Consider the following 21,919-nt stretch of genomic DNA (forward strand, 5'->3'; position numbering starts at 1 on the left):
ATATACTGCACCTCTTACAATCCTTTTACTCTTCCTCGGGCCTCTCCGCCTGAACCGGATCCTCCAGAATCTCTGTGGGCACGGCTTCGCCGATCTCCTCCAGCGCCGCTATCGTCCCGGAAGCCCGGCAGAGACTGCCGCTGACTTCTATTTTAACATTATTTTCAACAATTTGAACCCCTTTTTCCATTAAATTTTCCAGAAACCCGTTCAGATTCGTCTCAGCAAGCAGTCTTGCCTCCTCTATCGTATAGTTTTCCGTATAAGTCTCATATTCTTCATAGAAAATCGTTCCAAATGAAAGAGGCAGATAGAAATTCTCTGTCAGACGCAGCGGATATTCCGTCTGCAGCGTCGTATAGTCCGAAAATCCCGGCTTTTTTTCAAAAGCCAGCCTCCGGTTTCCCAGGCGAAGATAAAAGCCATACCGTTTTTTTCCTGTGAAATGACGTTCCTCATGAGATAAAAGAAACTCGTCGTCATATTCGTATTCCGTTCTTGCATACACATCCGCGTCGGCAGCCGTGTACTGATAACCGGTCACCTCCCCATAATCGCTCATGATATCGAGCCGGCCGGTAACCAGAAGCTGCCCCTTCTCCACCTCATCCCCCGCCTGTACCAGGGCCTTGCCGCTCCGCACCAGCACGCTGGTAACGACGCCGGACCGGGCTGCCGCCAGATCTGTTTTCTCCGCCGGCTCCTCCAAAGCCTCCTCTGTCCCGGTATCCATATTTTCCCTAACGCGGATCAGAAGCCTCGTTCCCTTCACCTCCGCGGATACCCAGATAATATCCGGAAATTCCAGCCGGATCATGGACTGAATCTCCTTGCAGTCCACCTGGCTCTTTTTCATGCCATGAACCACCTGCTCGGTTTCCAGGTAATCCAGAATCACGTCCGTAGTCCTGGAATAATTCCCCTCTATATGGATATTCCAGATATAAAGCGACATTACATACAGAAAGGCCACGCAGAGCAGAATTCCCACAGGAAACATTTTTCGGTTACGGTTACGATGCAAAAAAAACGGAAGGCCGTGGCGCTCTATGATTTCCACATGAGCTCTTGCCTTCTTCCTTAAGGGCTTCAGCTTCCGGAAATCCCGGATGCCAAGATTCATTTCATAAGTAAGGCCGCTGCTCCTTAAGTCCCAGATTTCAATGCTCCGGGCCCTGCACAGATTCAGAAACCGTTCCGGTGAATAGCCCTTCAGGCGGACCCTCACATATCCCTTCAGGTAACGGAAAAATGCTGTCAGCAATATTTCACCTCCTGAATCTCCCCGGTAATCTTCATCTCGTCATTGGTATAATAGGCGATGTAAAGATGCGCGCCATGAATCTCCAGCTTACAGGTCCTGGTCTGAATCCGGATCAGGCATTCCGTATATTCAATGAGGCTCATGTAGTTCTCCACATAAGCCTCATGCTTTCCGGTAATGGTCATAATCACTGCTCCGAGCGTCAGATCTTTCGGCAGATTCAAAGCGTCCGCTGCTCGTTCCTTAAAGCTCATGAAACCCGGACCTTTGCTTTCCTTACCCCTACTATATGCTGTTTTCCCTTTTTCTATTCCGCGCTATTTCGTGCAGTCCAGAACAATCTTGATGAGCTCCGGAGGATTTTTCAGAGCCACCGCAAAGGCTTCCTTATAGCGGTCCAGCGGAAAACGGTGCGTAATAAAGCCGTCTGTCTTATAGATTCCGTCACGCATCCATTCCTGAACCAGGTCAAAGGTATAAAGCCGTCTGCCCTGCCACTCCTCCATGCCGTGTGCATCTACGCCGATGATTTTCAGCTCCTGCCACCAGACCGGGGACTCGTCATAGGTCACTGCCGCCATATGGTGGCCCACCTTCATATAGGTTCCTCTGGGCGCCAGAAGCCGGCAGCACAGTGTGTTTGCCTTTCCGCCTCCGGCACAGTCGTAGACCCGGTCAAAGCCGCCAAAAAACATTTTATTCTTATTCATGCCTGTGTAAACCCGGCTTCCGCCTGTGGCCCTGGCTGTCTCCTCATAGATGTCACCGGACAGGATGTGATCCGCACCCAGCTTTTTCGCAAGCTGCTGCCTTGCCTTTTTGCGCGTCGTCACCCAGACCTCACAGTCAGGCTGAACGATCTTCAGAGCCTGCACAATCCCAAGCCCAATCATGCCGCAGCCGTAGACCAGAATCTTTTCCCCCTTCTTCGGCCGGTCCATCAGGACAGAATGTACAGACACACAGGAGGGCTCCAAAAGCACCGCCTGATCGTCCGTCAGCTCGTCTAGGATTTTCGTGAGCTGCTGCTCCGGCGCCAGAAAGTAATCGCCCATGCCGGCTCCCGTATCAGGAAGCTTTAAGGGACTTGGCTCCCCATAATTCAGGCAGAGATTATAATTTCCCTCGGCACAATATTTACAGGGCGGCTTGATGCCCTTGTTGCCGCAGCCGGACATATACTCACGAATCGTAACCCGGTCGCCTGCCTTGAATTTCGTCACGCTGGGGCCTGTCTCCACGACGACACCCACATTCTCATGGCCCATATAGGTTCTGGCTGACCCTGGAATCGGCTCAAATGCCGAGGAGGTCCCTGTGGTTGCCAAAAAGAAGCTCACATCTGTCCCGCAGACACCGCAGGCGGTATTTTTCACCCGCACCCAGTCCGGTCCCGGAAGGGGCGCGTTCGGAAGCTTTTTATTATATTTTACCGCGTTCAGTCCCGTAAAAAGCAGCGGCCTGCAGAAGCGGGCCGCAAATTTGGTAATCAGAATCCGCGGAATATCCTTTTCAAAATAAATGGTTTTCATCGCATATTCTCCTTCGCCGTATACAGTATCAGGCTGAACCAGGTCACCACATCGCTGCCATTCAGAAACGACATCCCATGCTTCTCTGCCAGCTCCGTCACCAGGATGCCATAGCCCTCCACACTGGGAAGCATATAGCCAGGATGGCGGCAGGGGGCGTCCGGATAGGCGCAATGTTCGCAGATGGCGCAGGATTCTGTGGAAAAGGCCTGTACCTCCCGGCACTCTTCCCGAAACATTTTCACAATCCGGCGGGTGATTTTCTCATGATCCGTACGCATAGCCAGCATCGCGTCCATATTTTCCAGATCGGCCCCCTCTGACACAGTCGTAAAGATAAAGCCGTCCTCAAACGCGAGGCAGCGCCTGCGGCACTCCTCCAGGGTTCCCACTGCGGGCGGACAGGCCCAGGAGGTTCCATATCTGGGACACTCGGTCTCGCAGATATAGCGCACCCTTTCAGAAAACGGAATTTCCTCCGGCCGGATAAAGGCATACTCACAGATCGGAAACTGTGTGATTTCTTCCTCGATTTTCTTCTTAAGCTCTTCGTTCATGTCTTTTTCCGCCACAGTCTGCCGTGTAACGCACTACAGCATGGAAGCGCGAAGCTCTTCACCGCTCTTCGGGCTTAAGTAGGCCGGCGCGACGTCAAAGACCGTCTTGCAGCCGGTCATGCCTTCCTGCGCCATGCGGTACGCAGCTCTTGCATAAGCTGCGAGAACACTGGAGGTAAACTCCGGATTGGAATCCAGCTTCAGCGTATATTCAATCAGATGATGATTTTCCTTTTCCCGCCCGGTCACGCCGCTTCTGAGCACAAAGCCGCCGTGGGGAAGCCGGCTGTGATCCCGCTTCATCTCTTCCTCACTGATAAAATGCACCGTCGTATCATAATCAGAAAAATAGTTCGGCATAGTCTTGATTTCCTGCTCCACCTTAGCCGGATCAGCGCCTTCCTCCAGCACTACAAAGCACTCTCTTAAGTGCTTCTCTCTCGTGGAAAGCTCCGGGTTCTTTCCTGCACGTACTGCTTCCAGTGCGCTCTCCACCGGAATCGTATACTGTCTGGCATCCTTCACACCCGGCACCCGGCGCACTGCGTCAGAATGTCCCTGGCTTACGCCGCGGCCCCAGAAGGTATAATCCTTTCCCTCCGGAAGAATCGCATTCGCGTACATGCGGTTCAGGGAAAACAGGCCCGGATCCCAGCCTACAGAGATCACCGCTACCTTCCCGCTCTTCTTCGCCTCTGCGTCCACCGCCGCAAAATGCTCCGGAATCTTTGCATGGGTGTCAAAGCTGTCTACCACATTGAAGTACCGGACGCATTCCGGCGTCTGCTCCGGCAGATCCGTCGCGCTGCCGCCGCAGAGGATCAGCACGTCCAGCTTGTCCTTCCAGCTCTCCAGCTCAGACACATTTAATACCTCTGCCGTCTCGGACCAGATTTTCAGATCCTCCGGATTTCTTCTGGTAAATACCGCTTTCAGCTCCATATCCGGATTCTGCGCTACTGCGCACTCCACGCCCCGGCCAAGATTTCCATACCCTAAAATTCCGATTCTGATACTCATTTTACAGTTCTCCTTTTTCTTCTATTTATTTTTCTTACAGATGCTTCTCACCAGCTCCAGCCCGGTCTCCGGCGTCAGGCCTGTGTACGGAACGCCGTCTATGTCCATATTGACAGCGGTTCTGCACCGCTTCAGGCAGCTCCGGGTCCGGAGCATTACCTGTCCATCGCCGGAAAGGCCGTCCTTTCCGATTTCCAGCTCCTTTCGGATCTCTTGGAGCAGCCTGGCTCCTTCCCGGTTCCCGCAGCGCTCCCCTGTACAGGCCAGTATTTCATGTGCAAAAGGACTTTCCTTCAGGGAAGGATACCGCTGCACCAAAATATGGATCAGCTTTTCTGAAGCCCCCGCTGCCTCTGCCGCTTCTTTTTTCAGCTCCGGCGTCAGATACCCCTGGACCTCCTGGAGCTCTCTCAGCAGCTCTGCGATCACAGACTGATCGCCCCGGTCCCTTTGGGCTCTGTAATAGTCCAGGATTTCCCGGATGCGCGCCTCTTCCTCCATGCTTCACTATCCCGCCTTTCTGAATTTGACTGCCGCCTAATCCATATCATACAGGATCAGTCCGCCCTTTTTCTCAAAGCCTGTATCCCACAGCTCGTCCATATCAAGCCACTGCCATTCGCCGTAGGTGACCGCCTTCGCCATGCAGCTGTCCCCGGCCGTATCGTAGCCGGTCAGCAGAAACCAGTGCCAGACATAGTCCTTAAACATGGGATTTTTATGCTTCAGCACCAGGCAGGGCACAGGAAAGCCCCGGTCGATCTGCGCTGCCAGCGCTTCCTTTGCCCGGGAAACCGCCTCTGTACCGGCAAGGGGCTTCATTCTAATCGAAGCGCATCCCCGGTCAGCCAGGTATTTTTCAAAGCCCTCCATATAGATTTCCAGAGCATCCACTCCGTTTCTCCTCGGTCTCAGATAAGGCTTCATCTGCATCCCGAAGCGAACATAATCCTTCCTTGTAAGAGCCGTTTTCTCAAAGGGATAAAGTCCCTTCGTTCCCTTATAGCAGTCCAGATAGATGCAGCTGTCGCAGGCTGTCAGCGCCGCGCATCCGCCTATCTTCATCATCGGATCCCAGAACCAGTCCTGGTTTCCGCCGTATGAATGTTCAATCGTGAAATAGTCCAGTTCCTTCTGCATCGATTAATTTAAGCCGCTTCCTTTCCTGAAATTTCCTTTTTCAACAAATTCACAGCTACCATTATATGATCTTTACTCAAATTCGTCAATGAAATCCGTCTGGCCTCCCTTTTCAAGATAAGCAGTGACAGCTAAGCTCCATTGCTTTCACCAAACGGTATTTCCCGACTTCCCAAAAGGCTTGATGAACTGGTTTATCATGTCTTGTAGAAAACATTTTTGTATTTTATAATAATTATGAGGAACATCACAGAAAATTTTGCGTTTAGATAAAAGCTTATTGTACTTATAATAAAGGAGGGGATATATACTGTGAGAAAGTTTGTAGCAGCTATATTGATACTGATTTCTGTGTGCGGGTTAGCCGGCTGCACGACAACAGATACAGAAACGGACTACCCGGCGGCAATTATGGTAAATGGTGAAATCTATGTTTTGACTTCAGATTCAATGCCGGCAGAAGTAGATGAAAGTGCGATCATCGGATACACCTCCTCTTATACCGACACTTTCCCGCAGCAGGACGGGGAAACTAATTTCAATCAGGAATTGGAAATGCCATACGCAAACGTCGAGGATGGAATAGCCGTGTTATATGATGACGAATGGCGTCTATGCATCCCAGAGGATTTAACCCAAACAGGAACATGAATCAGCTGATTATAAGGGCAGTCGAGCAAATCGACTGCCCTTTTTCATGTCTGCGGGCAGAAAAGAGCTATTCCGTATATTCCTGGTAAATAGCTACATGATCGTAAATACACCGCCAGCTGTTGTACGCATCCGCCGTCACGCAGATATACTGCTTTCCGTTGTTGGATACACTGTAGCTGGCAGCACAGTTGCCCGACTGTACCACATAGCCGGTCTTGGCGCACATCACAGTCCCGTGAGTGTCCTTATCTTCGATTCTGCGCAGGAACCAGTTGGAGAGCTCAAGGCCTTCCGGATGCTGCTCCGTAGCAGAAGTCGTATAAATATGAGCTGACAGAACCTCCCGGCAGATATCATTGTCTATGGCAGCTCCCAGGATTACCGCCATATCATACAGCGTGCAGTAATGGTTCTCGTCATAAAGCCCCACACAGTTGGTAAAATGAGCCGTATCAGACAGCCCCAGCTCTTCCAGCTTCTGATTCATCAGGTCTGCAAAGCCTTCCAGAGAGCCCGACACATAGAAGGCCAGGCCTGCCGCCGCGTCCGCTCCGGACGGAAGAATCGTCCCGTACAGCAGATCCCGCACAGTCACAGTCTCTCCGTCCTCAAAACCGGCCGCACTGCAGTCATTGGAATAGCTGTAATCTGTAATCTCCCTTGTGATCGTAAAGGTGTCGTCCAGATCTGTGATATGCTCCACCGCCACCAGGAGCGTCAGAATCTTAGTCATAGACGCCGGATTGATCCGATCCCCCGCTCCTCTCTGGGCTATCACTGTACGCGTATCCCAGTCCACCAGAAGAGCCCTGGTACTTATAACCTCTTCGCTCGTAAGCGCTGCCGCCGCATCCTGTCCGTTTACGGAGTAATCCGCAGCCTCTGCAGACGCCGCCGTTATCTCATTTTCCGCCTCTGCCTGAAAGCTCTGCTGCAGCTGCTGAATCGCATTTTGTAGCTGTCCCGTGGAAGCCAGGGCTCCCGAAACCCCTCCTGCTTTTCCATTTTCTTCTCCTGCCTGTTCTGCCTGCTCCGCTGCCTGGGCATCTCGCCCAAAGACTGCTTTCACAAGACCCACGCCAGCCAGAATAATCAAAAAAAGGCAAAGGCCTGTCCCTCCAAGAACCAGCGCCCGCTTTATCCTTGCCCTGCGCCTTCTTCTCCTTCGTATCTCCCCCCTTCTGCGCGCCCGAAGCGCCCGGTTTATCCGCTCTTCTGCCTCAAAATCCCTCACTGTATCTGCTCCATTTCTATTTCCGAGCCTGCTTCTCTTTTAACAGACCTGATATCTTCACACTCTGCGGATATTTTAACAGATACTGCCTTCTGTTGACAAGGGGGCATGTGGCTGATCCGGGAGAAAAATCCGGATGAAATTTTTTCCATCTGAACCATTTTGACTGGCTGAAACCCACTCCCAAAATCGACATCTATATGCCTGTCATCTGTAATGCTAAATGGAATTTCCCCATGAAAGCTCACACTGCTTCCCTCCTTATCACAGTTCCCACATAAAACAGATCTCTGCCGGTTCAGGAAAGATTTCATGAGAAGATGGTATGTATACTACAAAAACAGAATCTCCATAGGAAAGCTCAAGATTCCATTTTTCTTTTGCTGTTTCAAAATTGATCGCTGAATCGGCATATATCCCGTCTTCTGTATCTATCATAAAGCTGCCGTCAGGCCACTCCAGCCCTCCGGCAGATTGTATGATCACTGCTTTTGAGAAATGAAGGTTATTGAATACAATAAAGAGTACCAGGCCGACTGTCAGAACAATCAGGACTATTTTTATTTCTTTTATTATCCGGGCTTTCCTATTCTTTTCTTTTTTCATGATATCTGCTCCGCTTAATCCATTCGATGGAATTTTCATTCCAGATAGTTCCCTTTGTAAAATTTCCTGGTGTCAAAAACTACAATTACATTTATAATATCACTATATTTATTTTCCCTGACTGCCGCAGCCAGCTGTCTGCACATCCAATAGATCTCGTCATCTACCCAATACTCCTGTGAATAGTATGCAGGCGAATTGATATTTAATTCCATTTTCGCCCTCCCTTCTTTCTTTATTATAATTCATATCACATATTTCTGTACATAAATTTTACATATCTGCCGCTTGACTTTAATCCGAATTCGTATTATACTGGCCTACGGCACACGGTACGAATTCGGATTTTGTTTTTCATATACAAAACCCACAAACGCAAAACACAAAAAAGGAGACATTTTGAATCAGGAACGGGAATATATAGACAGGCTCTGGGGCTGTACCAACATTATCGACGGACTCTACTACAAAAGCGCCCGAAGCCTTCATATCAAAGATAATACGCTGGCTCTTTTTTATGCTCTTGGGGACGGGAAGATTCATTCTCAGAAACAGCTCTGCGAGGAATATCTGTTTCCAAAGACAACGCTGAATACCATTGTGCGGGAGTGCACAGAAAAGGGCTATATCGCCCTTATACGCGAACACGGTTCGAAAGAAAAAAGCATCACCCTGACCGACAGGGGACGGGAATATGCCCACTCGATTCTTGAACCGATCTACGCCGCCGAAGCAGCCGCCATGAGGCGCACGCTTCAGCAGTTTTCTCCGAAATTTGTGGAGGCTCTGGAAGATTTTACGAAGCATCTTCAGGAAGAATTTGATCACAGTATTTTAAACAGAAGGAGTTAAGAACGATGGAATCCAGGACTTTATTTGCAGAAACACCACCAGTAAGGCTGTTTTTCATGGCCTCCCTGCCGGGAGCCGTCAGCATGCTGGCCTCAGCTCTTTATCAGCTTCTGGACGGAATGATGGTAGGACAGATTCTCGGCGAGACGCCCTTCGCCGCTCTGAACCTGGCCATGCCCTTTGTCATTATCAACTTTGCTCTGGCCGACCTGATCGGCGTGGGTTCTTCTGTCCCCATCGCCATGAATCTGGGAAAGGGGAAGGATGAGGAAGCCAACAATATCTTTTCCTGCGCCTGCCTCATGATCGTACTCGCCGGCGTGGCTGTCGGCGCCATACTTTTCGCTGGGGCTCCGGCTCTGATGCGTCTTATGGGCGCAGACGGTCAGCTGCTTAAAAATGCTGTGAGCTATCTGCGCGTTTACGCCCTTTGCTCGCCTCTGACTACGATTGTGTTTGCCATGGACAACTACCTGCGTATCTGTGGGAAGATCCGTTTCAGTATGCTTCTGAATGTGATAATGTCCGTAATGATTGCAGGATTTGAATTTGTTTTTCTTTATTATTTCCGTTTTGGAATCTGGGGGGCAGCCCTGGCTACCTGTCTTGGAATGGCATTCTGCGCTCTGACGGCCCTTTCCCGCTTCACCAGCGGACGCCTTCAGCTCCGGTTTCGGAAGCCGCGCTTTTCTTCTGGCATGATCCGGCAGATCATCGCCTGCGGAAGCCCGAACTTTCTGAATAACATTGCCGGACGTATCACATCGATCCTGCTGAATACGATCCTTCTGCGTGTGGGAGGACAGACTGCCGTGTCTGTCTATGGTATCCTGATGTACGTGGAAGGCTTTATCCAGCCGCTGCTTTATGGCATGTGCGATTCCCTGCAGCCGGCAGTCAGCTATAACTGGGGCGCAGGCGACCGGAAACGAGTGGGCGCCATTGAACGCTGCTGCTTCACAGCCAGCGCCGTCGTATCTCTGGTATCAGCCCTCGTGATCTTCGTTTTCCCGGGACAGCTGGCTGTGATCTTTATCGGAGAAACCTCCTCCGCTTATTTTGCAATGGCCGTTGCTGCCCTGCGCTTCTTTGCGCTGACCTATCTGACGCGCTGGTTCTCCTTTGCAGTCCAGAGCTATATGCTGGCAGTGGGCAATGCTGTCGGCGCCACCGTAATTTCCCTGTCTGTCGCACTGCTTTTTCCAGTGATTCTGATTGTGGCTCTCTGGCGCCTCGGACTTACAGGAATCTGGCTGAACTTCGCAGGCACCTCTCTGCTGGCAGGCGTCCTGGCAGCCTTCGTGATGGTACGTTTTCAGCGGAATTCCCGCTCGGACAAATACGCAAGCGCTGATTCCAACTGAGGCGTAACCCATTTATCCCTGTGATAGAGCAGCTGCTTCCAGATCTCGATTTCGAATTGTTTTACCGGAAGGTACCGAAGCCGGCCTGCGCAGACCTTTTCTTCCGTCACATAATCCGGAAGGAAGGAGATCCCCGCGCCCTGCTCCACAAGGGAGCAGATCTGGCCGGCGCTTCCGATCTCCAGCACCGGCTGTATTTCCATGGACAGCTCCGCAAACTTCTCATCCATCAGCCTCCGGTAGCTCATCCCCTTTTCCGTCAGAAGAAACGGCTGGCCCGCCAGATCCTCCGGGAAAAGCTCGTCCTTTTTGCAAAGCGGATTTTCGCTGTCCGCCACAAAATGCACACCTGCTTTTTCCTCCCTCGCAATGACATACTCTGCGTGGAAAATATGATTGTCCAGCGTCAAAACCGCATCTACCTCGTTCTGGTTCAGCAGTCGGAACATTTCTTCCGTGCCCGCCGTAATGATTTTCAGCGAGATCCCCGGGTATCTGTCTCGAAACTCCCCAAACCCTTCCTGCAGCATACTGTCACAGAGAGAATCTGCCATGGCAATTCGGACATTTCCTGAAATCTCTTCCTCATTCTGCAGCCTTTTATCCAGCTCCTGGGTCAGCTTGCTGACTTGATGCGCGTAATTCAGTACATCACGTCCCTGTTCTGTCAGCACGACCGTATGATTTATCCGTTCAAAAAGCTGTGTTCCGAGCTCACGCTCCAGCTGTTTGATCTGAAAGGAAACCGTAGACTGGGAAAAGCCCAGCTTTTGTCCTGCCCGTGTGAAGCTGTTCAGCTCCGCCACATGAATAAATGTCATCAGATTTTTCAGATCCATGCAACCCCTCCATGAAGTATTTTGATTTACTATATTCTGATTATCAATTTTACAAATGTATAAATTTACTATATACTAAAAAATTAAGAGTTACAAGCGAAAAAGGGGGCGCCTTATCATGAAAAGCATTACATTTTTCTATAATCTGCTCTGGGGGGATCTGATTACCATTCCGCTGCCCGGCGGCAGCAGCCTGGGACTGTCCCTTCTGGTTCTGATCCTGATCCCGGCAGGAATTTACTTCACCATCCGGACAAAAGGCCTTCCCTTCCGTCTTTTCCCGGAAATGCTCCGCATTACCCTTGAGAAAAAGAAGGCCGCCGACAAAGGAGCTATCTCCGGTGTGCAGGCCCTGATTGTCTCCACTGCCACCCGGGTAGGCATGGGCAATCTGATTGGCGTGGTGGCCGCTATCTCTGCCGGAGGTGCAGGCGCCGTCTTCTGGATGTGGCTTATCGCTCTTCTGGGCTCCTCCACCGCCTTTGTGGAGGCGACCCTGGCGCAGCTTTACAAGGAAAAGGACCCCCTGTACGGCGGATACCGCGGAGGTCCTGCTTACTATATTCATGCCCTTTTTATGAAAAAGAACAGAAAACCGGGACGGAAGCATTCTGTCATCGCGGCGCTTTTTGCCCTGTCCGGTCTTCTGTGTTGGTGCGGCATCAGCCAGGTCATCGGAAATTCCGTCTCTTCCGCCTTTGAAAATGCCTTCCATATTCCGCCCATCTGGACAACCATCGTCCTGACCATTCTTGCCGCTGTGATTGTGCTTCGCAAGCACGCAACCGTCAAGGTGCTCGACGTTATGGTTCCGGTCATGGCAGGCCTGTACTTTGCCATCACGCTTTTTGTCATCATCCGGAATATCGGACTGCTTCCGTCTGTCTTTGAGCGCATCTTCCTGGAAGCCTTCGGAATCCGGCAGGCTGTGGCCGGAGGCATCGGCGCCGTCATCATGAACGGGGCCAAGAGAGGACTGTTCTCCAATGAGGCCGGCTCCGGTTCCGCTCCCTGCGCCGCGGCCGCCGCGGACATCAGCCATCCGGCCAAGGAAGGCCTTTTGCAGGCTCTGGGCGTCTTCATCGACACCCTGCTCATCTGCAGCTGCACTGCAATGCTCATGCTTCTGACGCCTGAACCGCTGACGAACGGCATGGAGGGCATGGATCTCCTGCAGACTGCCATGCAGTACCACATCGGAGAATTCGGCGCCGTCTTCATAGCTGTAATCCTCTGGCTTTTCAGCTTTTCCACCTTTATCGGCATCCTCTTCTATGCCCGGCCGAATATCGCCTACCTGTTCGGAGACAACTGGCTTTCCCAGACTCTCTACAAGGTGCTGGCACTGGTGATGCTCTTTATCGGAGGACTGGCTGCCTACCAGGCCGTCTGGGATCTGGGCGATATCGGAGTGGGGCTGATGACTGTTTTCAACATGATCGCGCTGGTTCCCCTGGCGCCGGAGGCCATTGATTCACTGAAGGATTACGAACAAAACCACAGAAGAAAAAGGCGCTGAAAACCGCTTTCATGATTCTTGAAGCCAAAACCAGGCGGCCTGGCAGGGAGAGCTTTCCTGCCAGGCCGCCTGGTTTTCTATCATTATTCTGAAACGAATCTGCCCTTATATGAATCTTAAACTCGAATATATGACCAGCAGCTCCATCACAAACACGAAACAATTCATTCCAAATACCGCCCAGTTATACTGCGACTCGGAGAAAACATTTTTTATCTGCTCGGGCAGCATTTTTTTGTTTTTCCCCAGCAGCACGACGATGGTCTGCACCAGCGGCCACATGAATATCGAAAAGCTGCCGGAAAATTTGCTCGGGACTCCGTCGGTAAAGCTGATCGGAATGGAATCCGGAAGGAAGGCGATGCTGACCGCAGCAGCCAGCCATCCCAAAATACAGATCGTGTACGATAGTTTTTTACTGATTTGCAGCTTCATCTGTATCTCCCCCTGCTTATGATAGTGATATATTTTGCGCTTCCTCCAGCTTCTCTTTCATTGGCGTTAAAAAAGGCCGCGTACGCTCTAATACCTTCATATTTCGTAACAAAATAGTCCCTCTGTTCTTATCTTTTTCAATAAAATAACTGACGGTATCCCATAAGAGCTTCTCACAGTCTTTCTGTCTATAATCTGACAGTGAAATCAACGCGTAACAATAATAATATCCTATGATATCAAACTTTAAACTCTTGCTTTTATCATCATAGTATGGAATATGGGTTTCAAGGAATTTAAGTACTGCATCAACTGTGCCCGGCTTTTCTGCAAAAGGGATCATTCTTTCATATTCCTTTTTTGTTACAGGAGCATGAGTTGCACTTGCAATCTTACTACATAATTCCCATATTTCTTCTTTCGATGTTCCTACTGCTTCTGCAGCCTCCAATAACGGCAAGGTACTTTCGGCTGCCCAGATTGATTCTCCCGGGAATTGAGGACCGGTTATCACAACCGTTTTATTATTTTTAATACAATCCTTAAGATATGCATCCTTTTTCTCAAGATACTCCCTTAATTCTTCGACTGTTGGTATTTTCCTCTTGGCCATATTGTCTCTCCAACTTCCTATCTGTCCTCTGATTTTTCTTCATGATACCATTCGTTTATTTGCCTGTCATTCTACTAGTAATTGACAGGGGACTATTCGCTCCTTGTCAATTAAGGGGATTTCTCATTCATACAAAAAGAGTACGGAACATCACTGACCACTCTCTTCCAAACCGCACTTACTTGTGATACGGCTCATTTTTCATAATCCGGAAGCTCCGGTAAATCTGCTCCAGCAGAATCACCCGCATCAGCTGGTGGGGAAAGGTCATCCTCGAGAAACTTAAGGCATAATCCGCCCGCTTCATCACCGCCGGGGACAGCCCCAGAGAACCGCCGATCACAAAGGTGATATGGCTGACTCCTCCCGTTCCCAGCGATTCGATTTTTCTGGAAAGCTCTACGGAATCCAGCATTTTTCCTTCAATAGCCAGAGCAATCACATAGGAATCCTCCTTGATGGCCTTGAGAATCCGCTCGCCTTCCCGTTCCCGGATGGCAGCTTCCTCTGCCGGACTGGCTCCGTCCGGCGTCTTCTCGTCCGCCAGCTCTGTGATTTCCAGCCTGCAGTAACGGCCAAGCCGCTTCTCATATTCCCGGATGGCCTCTGTCAGATACTTTTCCTTTATTTTTCCTACGGCAACACAGGTAATCTTCATAAGTCTCCTACAGCTCAATCACATCCAGGTCCTCCGGAATCCAGAGGCTTCCATGGAAATACTGTTCTCCCTCTGCCCGGTACAGCTCCTGACGGCGGGCGATATTCTGATCCTCGGTATGGTACAGAAGCAGATTTTCCACACCCAGCTCCTCCGCCAGCATGCTGGCATCTTTTACGGTCGAATGATGCTTTTCATAAGGGTGGAACACATCCGCCTGGGCATCCAGGCAGAAGGCTTCGTGAAGCAGCCAGGCGCTTCCTTCCGCATACTTCCTTTCCCGTTCATTATAGGGCTCGTCTCCGCAGCAGGTGAGACGCCGTCCTTCTCCCAGATCCAGCATATAGCCGTACTGCTTTGCCTTCGTGGAACCGATATCAAAAAACGTGTACTCGTGCCCGAGAATACGGCGTTTCTCTCCGTCCCCCACAGGCACCAGGTGAAGCCGTTCTCCGATTCGCTTAATCTCCTTTTTATTCAGCAGCATCTTTGCCAGCTTCAGAAGCATCTCCGCAAGCTCTTCGTGGGCATAAATATAGGCGTCATCCTGATATTTTCCTGCATTCATGTTCTGGCAGATGACCCGCATCATCCAGATAATTCCCATCACATGATCGATATGCTTATGGGTCACGAAAATATGATGGATTTCATTTGGATCGATTCCGGCCTGCTTCAGGCGCACCAGAATCGTACCGCCGCCTCCGCCGTCCACCAGCAGATGGCCTTCCTCGCTGGTAAGCACATAGCAGGTATTATAGCACTCTGTCACCAGAGCGTTTCCTGTACCCAAAATCGTGATTTTCATGTCTGCTTTTCCTTTCCCGTCTTCCTTCGGATAGAAAAGCGTCGGTATGCCGGGGAAAATTCCCTTTATACACCGGCGCCAATGATATAAAAGAGCACTGCAGACCTCTTTGCAGTGCTCTTTTTCCTTTCAGAATGCCGCATGCGGAGCGAAGCTGCATTCCACACGCAAGGCATATCATCATTTTTTATTTCTGGCTCAGATACTCGTGGATTCCTCTTGCGGCATCCTTTCCTGCACCCATAGCCAGGATAACCGTAGCCGCTCCGGTCACTGCGTCTCCGCCTGCGAATACGCCCGGCTTGGAGGTAGCTCCCACATCCTCGGTAGCCACGATACACTTTCTGCGGTCTGTCTCCAGTCCCTTTGTGGTGGAAGAGATCAGCGGATTCGGAGAAGTTCCCAGGGACATGATAACCATATCCACATCCATGTCGAACTCAGAACCCGGAACCTCTACCGGACGTCTTCTTCCGGAAGCATCCGGCTCGCCAAGCTCCATGCGGATGCAGCGGATTCCATTGACCCAGCCGTCCTCGCCTACCAGGATCTCTACCGGATTGGTCAGCAGATCAAAGATAATGCCCTCTTCCTTTGCGTGATGAACTTCTTCCACACGGGCAGGAAGCTCTTCCTCGGAACGACGGTATACGATATGTACCTCAGCGCCCAGACGCAGAGCGGTACGTGCAGCATCCATAGCCACGTTTCCGCCGCCGACTACGGCCACCTTGTGTCCCTTTGCAATCGGGGTATCGTAATGCTCGTCGAAGGACTTCATCAGGTTATTTCTGGTCAGGTACTCATTTGCGGAGAACACGCCGCAGGCTGTCTCTCCCGGGATACCCATGAACTTGGGCAGTCCGGCTCCGGAGCCGATAAATACGGCGTCAAAGCCTTCTTCTTCCATCAGCTCATCAATGGTTACAGACTTTCCTACGATTACGTCTGTCTCAATCTTTACGCCGAGAGATTTTACATTCTCTACCTCAGGCAGAACCACGCCGTCCTTCGGAAGACGGAACTCCGGAATACCGTATACCAGTACGCCGCCTGCCTTGTGCAGAGCCTCAAAAATCGTCACGTCATAGCCAAGCTTCGCCAGATCGCCGGCACAGGTCAGACCTGCGGGGCCGGAACCGATGACAGCTACCTTCTTGCCGTTCTTCTCGGCCGGAGCTTCCGGCTTCATGCCCTGCTCTCTTGCCCAGTCAGCCACAAAACGCTCCAGCTTGCCGATGGATACCGGCTCGCCCTTGATGCCGCGGATGCAGCGTCCCTCGCACTGGCTCTCCTGAGGACATACACGTCCGCAGATAGCCGGAAGGGAGGAGGACTCGCTGATAACGCGGTATGCTTCCGCAAAATCGCCTTCTTTTACTGCCTTGATGAAATTCGGAATATGTATCTGAACAGGGCAGCCCTCCATACATTTTGCCTTCTTGCAGTCCAGGCAGCGCTGCGCCTCTTCCATTGCCTCGTCCTTGTTATATCCCAGACAGACCTCGTCAAAGTTCGTGGCGCGAACCTTCGGATCCTGCTCTCTTACCGGTACTTTCTTTAATACGTCAGCCATTATTTGTCACCTCCGCAATTTCCGCATCCGCCGTGATGCGTATCTCCTTCCTTGTATGCCAGGAATCTCCGGCCTTCCTCTGTCTTATACATGGCCGCACGCTTCATAGCCTGATCGAAATCTACCTTGTGGCCGTCAAACTCCGGTCCATCTACGCAGGCGAACTTCACTTCGCCGCCTACCAGCACACGGCAGGCTCCGCACATACCGGTTCCGTCTACCATGATCGGGTTCATGCTGACTACACACGGAATTCCAAGCTTCTGGGTCGTCAGGCTGGCAAATTTCATCATGATCATCGGTCCGATGGCTACGCACAGATCATAATGATGGCCTTCGCTTACCAGCTTCTCCAGCATGGCAGTTCCAACGCCATGGAAGCCATAGCTTCCGTCGTCCGTACACAGGTAGAGATTTCCTACACTCTTCAGCTCGTCCTCAAGAATCAGCAGATCCTTGGTACGCGCTCCCACAATAATGTCACATTCGATGCCATGATCGTGAAGCCATTTTGCCTGCGGATATACAGGAGCTGTTCCCACGCCGCCGGCGATGAAAACCACCTTTTTCTTCTTTACCTCTTCAAAATCATCTGTCACCAGCTCGGACGGTTTTCCAAGCGGTCCAACAAAATCAAGGAAATAGTCTCCTTCCTTCAGGTCTACCATCTTGCTGGTAGATACGCCGATCGGCTGGAACACGATCGTCACCGTTCCGGCCTCTCTGTCGTAATCACAGATCGTCAGCGGAATACGTTCTGCTGTCTCGTCCAGTCTTACGATAATAAACTGTCCCGGCTCGCAGGCTTTCGCCACTCTTGGAGCCTCAACGACTTTCATGTAAACACTTGCAGAGAGCTGCTCTGCCTTTACAATCTTGAACATAAGCTTCCTCCTGGAGTATAGTCTCAAGCGGGTGCCTCCCCGCAGCACAGCCGCCGCTTCATCCGGACAACTGTTATCTTTAATATAATAATCCAATCCCGCCCAGATTTCAACTGGTTAGGGAAGGGATTTGCAAAAAAACTTAGTACTCGTAGTCAAAGCAGGCTCTATTGCAGGTGGCAGGCTTGATCACCTCATTCGCAAGCGCCACATGGAGCGGGTGTACCTGATAGCCCTCCAGATCCTCCGCCGTCTCCAGATCGGATACCAGAAGAAGATCGTGGCTGCTTCCCGGCAGCCTGTTCCGCTTCATCTCCGCAAAGGTCAGGCCCTTGATCTGCCCAACCAGCGCCTTCAGCCTGGCGTCTGCCTCCTTTGCCATCTCTTCCTTCTTTTCCTCCGGAAAGTCCTCCTTGAAATTCCACATAACCAGATGCTTTACCATAACATTTTTCTCCTCTCTTTCAGATTCCTGTATTCTATCCCAAATCGACCAGGACATTCTCTCAACAGCGTCAGACAAAAATTTCTGCTTCTCCGCTACTGGGCATCATCCTGGAAATCCAGCTTATATACCAGCACAAGCGGCTCGCTTACCATGCCCTTCTGGTTTACTGCCACTGCAGTCAAAAGCGTCTCGCCTTCTTCCCTCAGCTCAATCGGCCGTTCATAGCGTGTGCTCTCCTCCGTAGGCATTGTCCCATCCAGCGTGTAATATATCGTCCCATATTCCGCGCTCAGCTCCATCCGGAGGTAATAGCCATAGGTCCCCTCGGGCACATCGCAGGAGGGCTTCTCTACCCGGTACGGGAGAAGCTGGGCACAGATATCGGAATAGGGACATTCCTCTATGACAGTCTCTATTTCGCTGGTCTGCCCGGTCAGATTCAGAATCTCCATATATTCCAGATAAAGCTCCAGAAGCTGGTTCTCGTCTCCCCATACGCTTTCCTCTACGGCAATGGCGTCCTCCATACAGCTGGCTGCCAGCTCATCGGCTCCCGTATGCGCATACGCCTGAGCCAGATACACCAGCGGCTCTACGTCTGCTCCCTCCATATCGGCCTGCAGCTCATTTGCCCTCTCCAGATAAGGGATCGCTGCCTCATAATCCTCATCCTCCATCAGAGCCCTTCCATGCCTCAGCTGGTAAGAAAAGCTGTTCTCCCGGGTCGTCAGCCTGTAGGCACAGACAAATATCACAAAGCATGCCGCCAGGCTTCCCAGCAGCAGGAGCCATTTTTTCCGAAATGCTCCCCCCTGCTTTTTCCCTGTTTCCTGCCTGTGAGGCGCCTTGGGAGGCTTTTCTCTGCTCTCTGCAGCTTTTTCTGCTTTCCCAGGCTTATCAGGAGCCTTTTCTGCCGGCTCCTCCCGGCCAATCAGGAGTTCATCCAAAGGATCATAGTCCGGCACAATCTGGATCTCCTGCCCGCAGTGCTCACAGTACAGCTGTCCCGTTTTCAGTTCTCTGCCGCAGCTTGGACATTTCATATGGATTCCCTCTTCTGCATTTTAAGACTGTTACACATTTTCTTCCAGATAGCGTTCAAATTCTTCCATCGTCATCAGAATCTCCCGCGGCTTCGTCCCGGCCTCTTCTCCGACGACTCCCGCCTCAGCCAGCTGATCCATGATCCGGGCGGCACGGTTAAAGCCTACCTTGAACCACCGCTGCAGCATGCCGATAGACGCTTTATCCTTCTCAATTATAAATTTCCCTGCTTCCGCAAACAACGCGTCCCTCTCCGGTCCGTCGCTTTTCGCCCGATTTTCAGGCGTCTCAGTCTGGACAGAGCTGATGTGCTCCTCTACTTCTGCGCTGTAATCCACGCTGCTGTTGTTTTGCTTCAGAAATTCTACTACGGTTCCCACCTCTTCGTCCGAGACAAAGGCGCCCTGCACACGGACTGGCTTCGGATAGCCGTAAGGATAAAAAAGCATGTCACCCTTACCCAGCAGCTTTTCCGCCCCGTTCATATCGAGAATTGTCCGGGAATCCACTCCCGAGGACACTGCAAACGCTATTCTTGACGGCATATTTGCCTTGATAAGGCCTGTAATAACATTGACAGAGGGTCTCTGCGTAGCAATTACCAGATGAATGCCCGCAGCACGGGCCAGCTGTGCCAGGCGGCAGATCGCATCCTCTACCTCCCCCGGCGCGACCATCATCAGATCCGCCAGCTCGTCCACTACAATGACGATCTGCGGCAGCTTTTCCGGCGCTGCCTCCGCCCCGTCTCCTGCCATGCCGGCTATCTTTTCGTTGTATCCCGCCAGATTCCGTACGTTATAGTCCGCAAACAGCTTATAACGGTGCGTCATTTCTGCCACAGCCCAGTTCAGGGCTCCCGCCGCTTTCTTCGGATCAGAGACCACAGGAATCAGAAGATGGGGAATCCCATTGTATACGCTCAGCTCTACCACCTTGGGATCGATCATGATCAGCTTTACTTCGTCTGGAGACGCCTTATAGAGAATACTCATGATCAGAGTATTGATGCAGACAGATTTACCCGATCCGGTGGCTCCCGCAATCAGCAGATGAGGCATTTTTGCAATATCTGTCACTACGATTTTGCCTGCAATATCCTTGCCCACCGCAAAGGCAAGCCTGGACTTATGATTCCGGAAATCCTGGGAGGACACCAGCTCCCGGAAGGGAACAATTGCGTTCTCCGCATTGGGAACCTCAATTCCCACCGCCGCTTTCCCCGGAATCGGCGCCTCGATTCGAACATCCGACACTGCCAGATTCAGCTTGATGTCATCCGCCAGCGCCACGATTTTGCTTACCTTCACTCCCTGATCCGGCTGCAGCTCATAGCGGGTCACCGCCGGTCCCTGGCTCACATCCGTCACAGTCACACCGACTCCGAAGTCCCTCAAAATCTGCTGCAGATGCATAGCCGTCTCATGCAGAATCCGATCCGTATCCTTATTTTCCTTATGCTTTACCTGATTCAAAAGCCGTAAAGGCGGATATATGTAAGCACGCTTCTTCCTGGGCGGAAGGCTCTGCCGGATCGGATCGGCCGCCTGGGAAGCAGAAGCCGCCTTTCTCTCCTCTGCGCTCCTGCCGCCAGCGGGATCCCTGGAAGCATGCGGCGCCGAAACGCTTTCCTGAACCTCCTGCCCTGGCTCAGGCGGCAGCTCCCGTAAGGCTGGCCCTCTTTCAAAATACGGTTCCTCCGGCTCTTCTGCAGACGCCGCTTCCTCTTCGGAAGTCTCCTGGAAGCTGTTCCGCTCTCTGTGAATGGGAATCTTAAACATTTCGTCCAGATCCTTAAGCTCTGGCCCTTCCCTGTCCTCCAGCGTGATTTCCCGCATTTCATCCGTATAGGTGTCTTTTTTTATCGTTGTCTCTTCCAGCGCTACGCCGGAAACCTTATGATCCGAACGGCTCCTTCTCTGGCCGCCCTCTGCCTCCTGCTCCTGCGCGCCTCCCTTTTCCAGCTCCTGCTTCTGTCCCAGGCGCTTTTCTTCCTCCAGAGCCCTTCTTTGCTCCAGAGCGGCCTGCTCTTCCATTGCTTTTTGTCTCGCAGCCCTGCGCTCCTCTGCCTGAATGCGGTGGCGCCTGGCGTCCTCGCGGGCAGTATCATAGACCTTCCTGCTTCCGGTCTTTACGCCTCCGATGAAGGAACGCTCTGTAATGATCACAGCGCAGATAATCAGAAGCACCAGAATGATAATCCAGGCTCCCACCGTTCCAAACGCTCCCGTCAGCGCCTTACAGATCATTCCTCCAAAGAAGCCGCCGCCTGTCTTATTCTCAGAAGAAAAGACGTAAAAGGCCGCCGCGGTCCCGGCTCCCTCCTTCTCGCCGCCAACCATCTGAAAAAGAGCGCATAAAAGGAAGCCCGCCACAACCATGGCTCCTCCCTTTACGGCTGCAATCGTGTTATCCCGGTTGGAAATCGAAAACGCCGCCACAAAAAACAGGCCTATGGGTAAAACATAGGCAAAAATACCAAACAGTCCAAACAGAACGCCGCTTACCGCGTCTCCCGCTGCTCCTCCGATGCCAAAGGTGCTCAGCAGAAGCAGGATTGAGACTGCAAAGAGAAGGAGAACCTTAATCTCATCCCGGATAAATGCATTTTCTTCTTTTCGTCTCGCGGCTGCTTTTCTGGAAGCCGCCGTCTTTTTCCGTGCCGTCGTCCGGCGTCTGCCGGATGTGCCTGATGCCATCTTTTCTCGTCCTCCCACTGCACAATTTATATCTTTCCCCTTTGGGGCAGGTATAATGTCTGGCGACATTATACCATTATTTTTTTTGTTTTACAAGGAGACGCGGCTCAGAGGCCTCAGGTACGCCTCCTTTTCCGCTCCCTTTCACCGGATTCCTGTGCCTGTCTCCGGGC

The 21,919-nt window shown here is 51.6% G+C and carries 25 protein-coding genes; 4 read left to right on the forward strand and 21 right to left on the reverse strand.

From position 1 onward, the window contains the following. Nucleotides 1-25: 25 nt before the first annotated feature. The 7 genes from yqfD to B5E77_RS10360 form a co-directional block, all read right to left on the reverse strand. Entirely contained in the window at nt 26-1,264 is a 1,239-nt protein-coding gene (yqfD, locus tag B5E77_RS10330) for a sporulation protein YqfD (RefSeq protein ID WP_162609680.1), read from the reverse strand. Beyond that, a complete protein-coding gene (locus tag B5E77_RS10335; protein WP_330394678.1) occupies nt 1,258-1,488 on the reverse strand; it encodes a YabP/YqfC family sporulation protein in 231 nt (76 codons plus the stop codon). The genes yqfD and B5E77_RS10335 overlap by 7 nt, the downstream gene beginning before the upstream one ends. A gap of 93 nt (nt 1,489-1,581) precedes the next feature. Beyond that, a complete protein-coding gene (locus B5E77_RS10340; RefSeq protein WP_087165306.1) occupies nt 1,582-2,796 on the reverse strand; it encodes a zinc-dependent alcohol dehydrogenase in 1,215 nt (404 codons plus the stop codon). Then, nucleotides 2,793-3,353 (reverse strand): DUF2284 domain-containing protein, encoded by a 561-nt coding sequence (locus B5E77_RS10345; RefSeq protein ID WP_087165307.1) that lies wholly within the window; start codon nt 3,351-3,353, stop codon nt 2,793-2,795. Before B5E77_RS10345 ends, B5E77_RS10340 begins: the two co-directional genes overlap by 4 nt. A 33-nt stretch (nt 3,354-3,386) precedes the next feature. Beyond that, nucleotides 3,387-4,373 (reverse strand): diaminopimelate dehydrogenase, encoded by a 987-nt coding sequence (locus tag B5E77_RS10350; RefSeq protein ID WP_087165308.1) that lies wholly within the window; start codon nt 4,371-4,373, stop codon nt 3,387-3,389. A gap of 21 nt (nt 4,374-4,394) precedes the next feature. Continuing rightward, nucleotides 4,395-4,874 carry an NAD(P)H-dependent oxidoreductase subunit E gene (locus B5E77_RS10355; protein ID WP_087165309.1) on the reverse strand — a complete coding sequence of 160 codons (480 nt, stop codon included), beginning with the start codon at nt 4,872-4,874 and terminating at the stop codon, nt 4,395-4,397. A gap of 36 nt (nt 4,875-4,910) precedes the next feature. Beyond that, entirely contained in the window at nt 4,911-5,513 is a 603-nt protein-coding gene (locus B5E77_RS10360; RefSeq protein WP_087165310.1) for a hypothetical protein, read from the reverse strand. Between the two features lie 312 nt (nt 5,514-5,825). Here B5E77_RS10360 and B5E77_RS10365 point away from each other — a divergent pair, with 312 nt between their 5' ends. After that, a complete protein-coding gene (locus B5E77_RS10365; RefSeq protein WP_087165311.1) occupies nt 5,826-6,164 on the forward strand; it encodes a hypothetical protein in 339 nt (112 codons plus the stop codon). A 67-nt stretch (nt 6,165-6,231) separates the two neighbouring features. Here B5E77_RS10365 and B5E77_RS10370 read toward each other — a convergent pair whose 3' ends face one another. Genes B5E77_RS10370 through B5E77_RS10385 form a run of 4 tightly spaced genes read right to left on the reverse strand, consistent with a single transcriptional unit; the run spans nt 6,232 to nt 8,222 of the window. Beyond that, nucleotides 6,232-7,401: a D-alanyl-D-alanine carboxypeptidase family protein gene (locus B5E77_RS10370; RefSeq protein ID WP_087165312.1), complete on the reverse strand. Its 1,170-nt coding sequence runs from the start codon at nt 7,399-7,401 to the stop codon at nt 6,232-6,234. Then, the gene (locus tag B5E77_RS10375) at nt 7,398-7,649 is read right to left on the reverse strand and encodes a hypothetical protein (protein WP_087165313.1); all 252 of its coding nucleotides are present in this window, start codon (nt 7,647-7,649) and stop codon (nt 7,398-7,400) included. The genes B5E77_RS10370 and B5E77_RS10375 overlap by 4 nt, the downstream gene beginning before the upstream one ends. 16 nt (nt 7,650-7,665) lie before the next feature. Next, nucleotides 7,666-8,046, reverse strand: coding sequence for a hypothetical protein (locus B5E77_RS10380; protein WP_087165314.1), 381 nt, complete (start codon nt 8,044-8,046; stop codon nt 7,666-7,668). Next, nucleotides 8,043-8,222 carry a hypothetical protein gene (locus B5E77_RS10385; RefSeq protein ID WP_087165315.1) on the reverse strand — a complete coding sequence of 60 codons (180 nt, stop codon included), beginning with the start codon at nt 8,220-8,222 and terminating at the stop codon, nt 8,043-8,045. The genes B5E77_RS10380 and B5E77_RS10385 overlap by 4 nt, the downstream gene beginning before the upstream one ends. A 184-nt stretch (nt 8,223-8,406) precedes the next feature. Here B5E77_RS10385 and B5E77_RS10390 point away from each other — a divergent pair, with 184 nt between their 5' ends. Further along, on the forward strand, nt 8,407-8,859 hold the full coding sequence (locus tag B5E77_RS10390) for a MarR family transcriptional regulator (RefSeq protein ID WP_087165316.1): 453 nt from the start codon (nt 8,407-8,409) through the stop codon (nt 8,857-8,859). 5 nt (nt 8,860-8,864) lie between these two features. Then, on the forward strand, nt 8,865-10,223 hold the full coding sequence (locus B5E77_RS10395) for an MATE family efflux transporter (RefSeq protein ID WP_087165317.1): 1,359 nt from the start codon (nt 8,865-8,867) through the stop codon (nt 10,221-10,223). Here the strand turns inward: B5E77_RS10395 and B5E77_RS10400 are convergent. Then, nucleotides 10,175-11,062: a LysR family transcriptional regulator gene (locus B5E77_RS10400; RefSeq protein ID WP_087165318.1), complete on the reverse strand. Its 888-nt coding sequence runs from the start codon at nt 11,060-11,062 to the stop codon at nt 10,175-10,177. The genes B5E77_RS10395 and B5E77_RS10400 overlap by 49 nt on opposite strands. 118 nt (nt 11,063-11,180) lie before the next feature. Here B5E77_RS10400 and B5E77_RS10405 point away from each other — a divergent pair, with 118 nt between their 5' ends. Continuing rightward, nucleotides 11,181-12,581: an alanine/glycine:cation symporter family protein gene (locus tag B5E77_RS10405; RefSeq protein ID WP_087165319.1), complete on the forward strand. Its 1,401-nt coding sequence runs from the start codon at nt 11,181-11,183 to the stop codon at nt 12,579-12,581. 105 nt (nt 12,582-12,686) lie between these two features. On the opposite strand, the gene B5E77_RS10410 is transcribed toward B5E77_RS10405, so the two are convergent. From B5E77_RS10410 to B5E77_RS10450, 9 genes are all read right to left on the reverse strand, one after another. Next, nucleotides 12,687-13,016, reverse strand: a complete 330-nt coding sequence (locus tag B5E77_RS10410; protein ID WP_087165320.1) for a DUF1648 domain-containing protein — start codon at nt 13,014-13,016, stop codon at nt 12,687-12,689. A 16-nt stretch (nt 13,017-13,032) separates the two neighbouring features. Continuing rightward, entirely contained in the window at nt 13,033-13,629 is a 597-nt protein-coding gene (locus tag B5E77_RS10415; protein ID WP_087165321.1) for a hypothetical protein, read from the reverse strand. Between the two features lie 178 nt (nt 13,630-13,807). After that, on the reverse strand, nt 13,808-14,287 hold the full coding sequence (rlmH, locus tag B5E77_RS10420; RefSeq protein ID WP_087165322.1) for a 23S rRNA (pseudouridine(1915)-N(3))-methyltransferase RlmH: 480 nt from the start codon (nt 14,285-14,287) through the stop codon (nt 13,808-13,810). Between the two features lie 7 nt (nt 14,288-14,294). Further along, entirely contained in the window at nt 14,295-15,095 is an 801-nt protein-coding gene (locus B5E77_RS10425; RefSeq protein WP_087165323.1) for an MBL fold metallo-hydrolase, read from the reverse strand. Between the two features lie 187 nt (nt 15,096-15,282). Beyond that, a complete protein-coding gene (gene gltA / locus B5E77_RS10430; protein WP_087165324.1) occupies nt 15,283-16,671 on the reverse strand; it encodes an NADPH-dependent glutamate synthase in 1,389 nt (462 codons plus the stop codon). Next, nucleotides 16,671-17,555, reverse strand: a complete 885-nt coding sequence (locus B5E77_RS10435; RefSeq protein ID WP_087165325.1) for a sulfide/dihydroorotate dehydrogenase-like FAD/NAD-binding protein — start codon at nt 17,553-17,555, stop codon at nt 16,671-16,673. Before B5E77_RS10435 ends, gltA begins: the two co-directional genes overlap by 1 nt. Before the next feature lie 142 nt (nt 17,556-17,697). Continuing rightward, nucleotides 17,698-18,000: a Dabb family protein gene (locus B5E77_RS10440; RefSeq protein WP_162609681.1), complete on the reverse strand. Its 303-nt coding sequence runs from the start codon at nt 17,998-18,000 to the stop codon at nt 17,698-17,700. A gap of 95 nt (nt 18,001-18,095) precedes the next feature. Further along, a complete protein-coding gene (locus B5E77_RS10445) occupies nt 18,096-19,046 on the reverse strand; it encodes a chitobiase/beta-hexosaminidase C-terminal domain-containing protein (protein ID WP_087165327.1) in 951 nt (316 codons plus the stop codon). Between the two features lie 30 nt (nt 19,047-19,076). Then, nucleotides 19,077-21,746: an FtsK/SpoIIIE family DNA translocase gene (locus tag B5E77_RS10450; RefSeq protein ID WP_087165328.1), complete on the reverse strand. Its 2,670-nt coding sequence runs from the start codon at nt 21,744-21,746 to the stop codon at nt 19,077-19,079. Nucleotides 21,747-21,919: the final 173 nt, after the last annotated feature.

The organism is Lachnoclostridium sp. An131 (genome assembly GCF_002160825.1).
Classification (GTDB): Bacteria; Bacillota; Clostridia; order Lachnospirales; family Lachnospiraceae; genus Laedolimicola.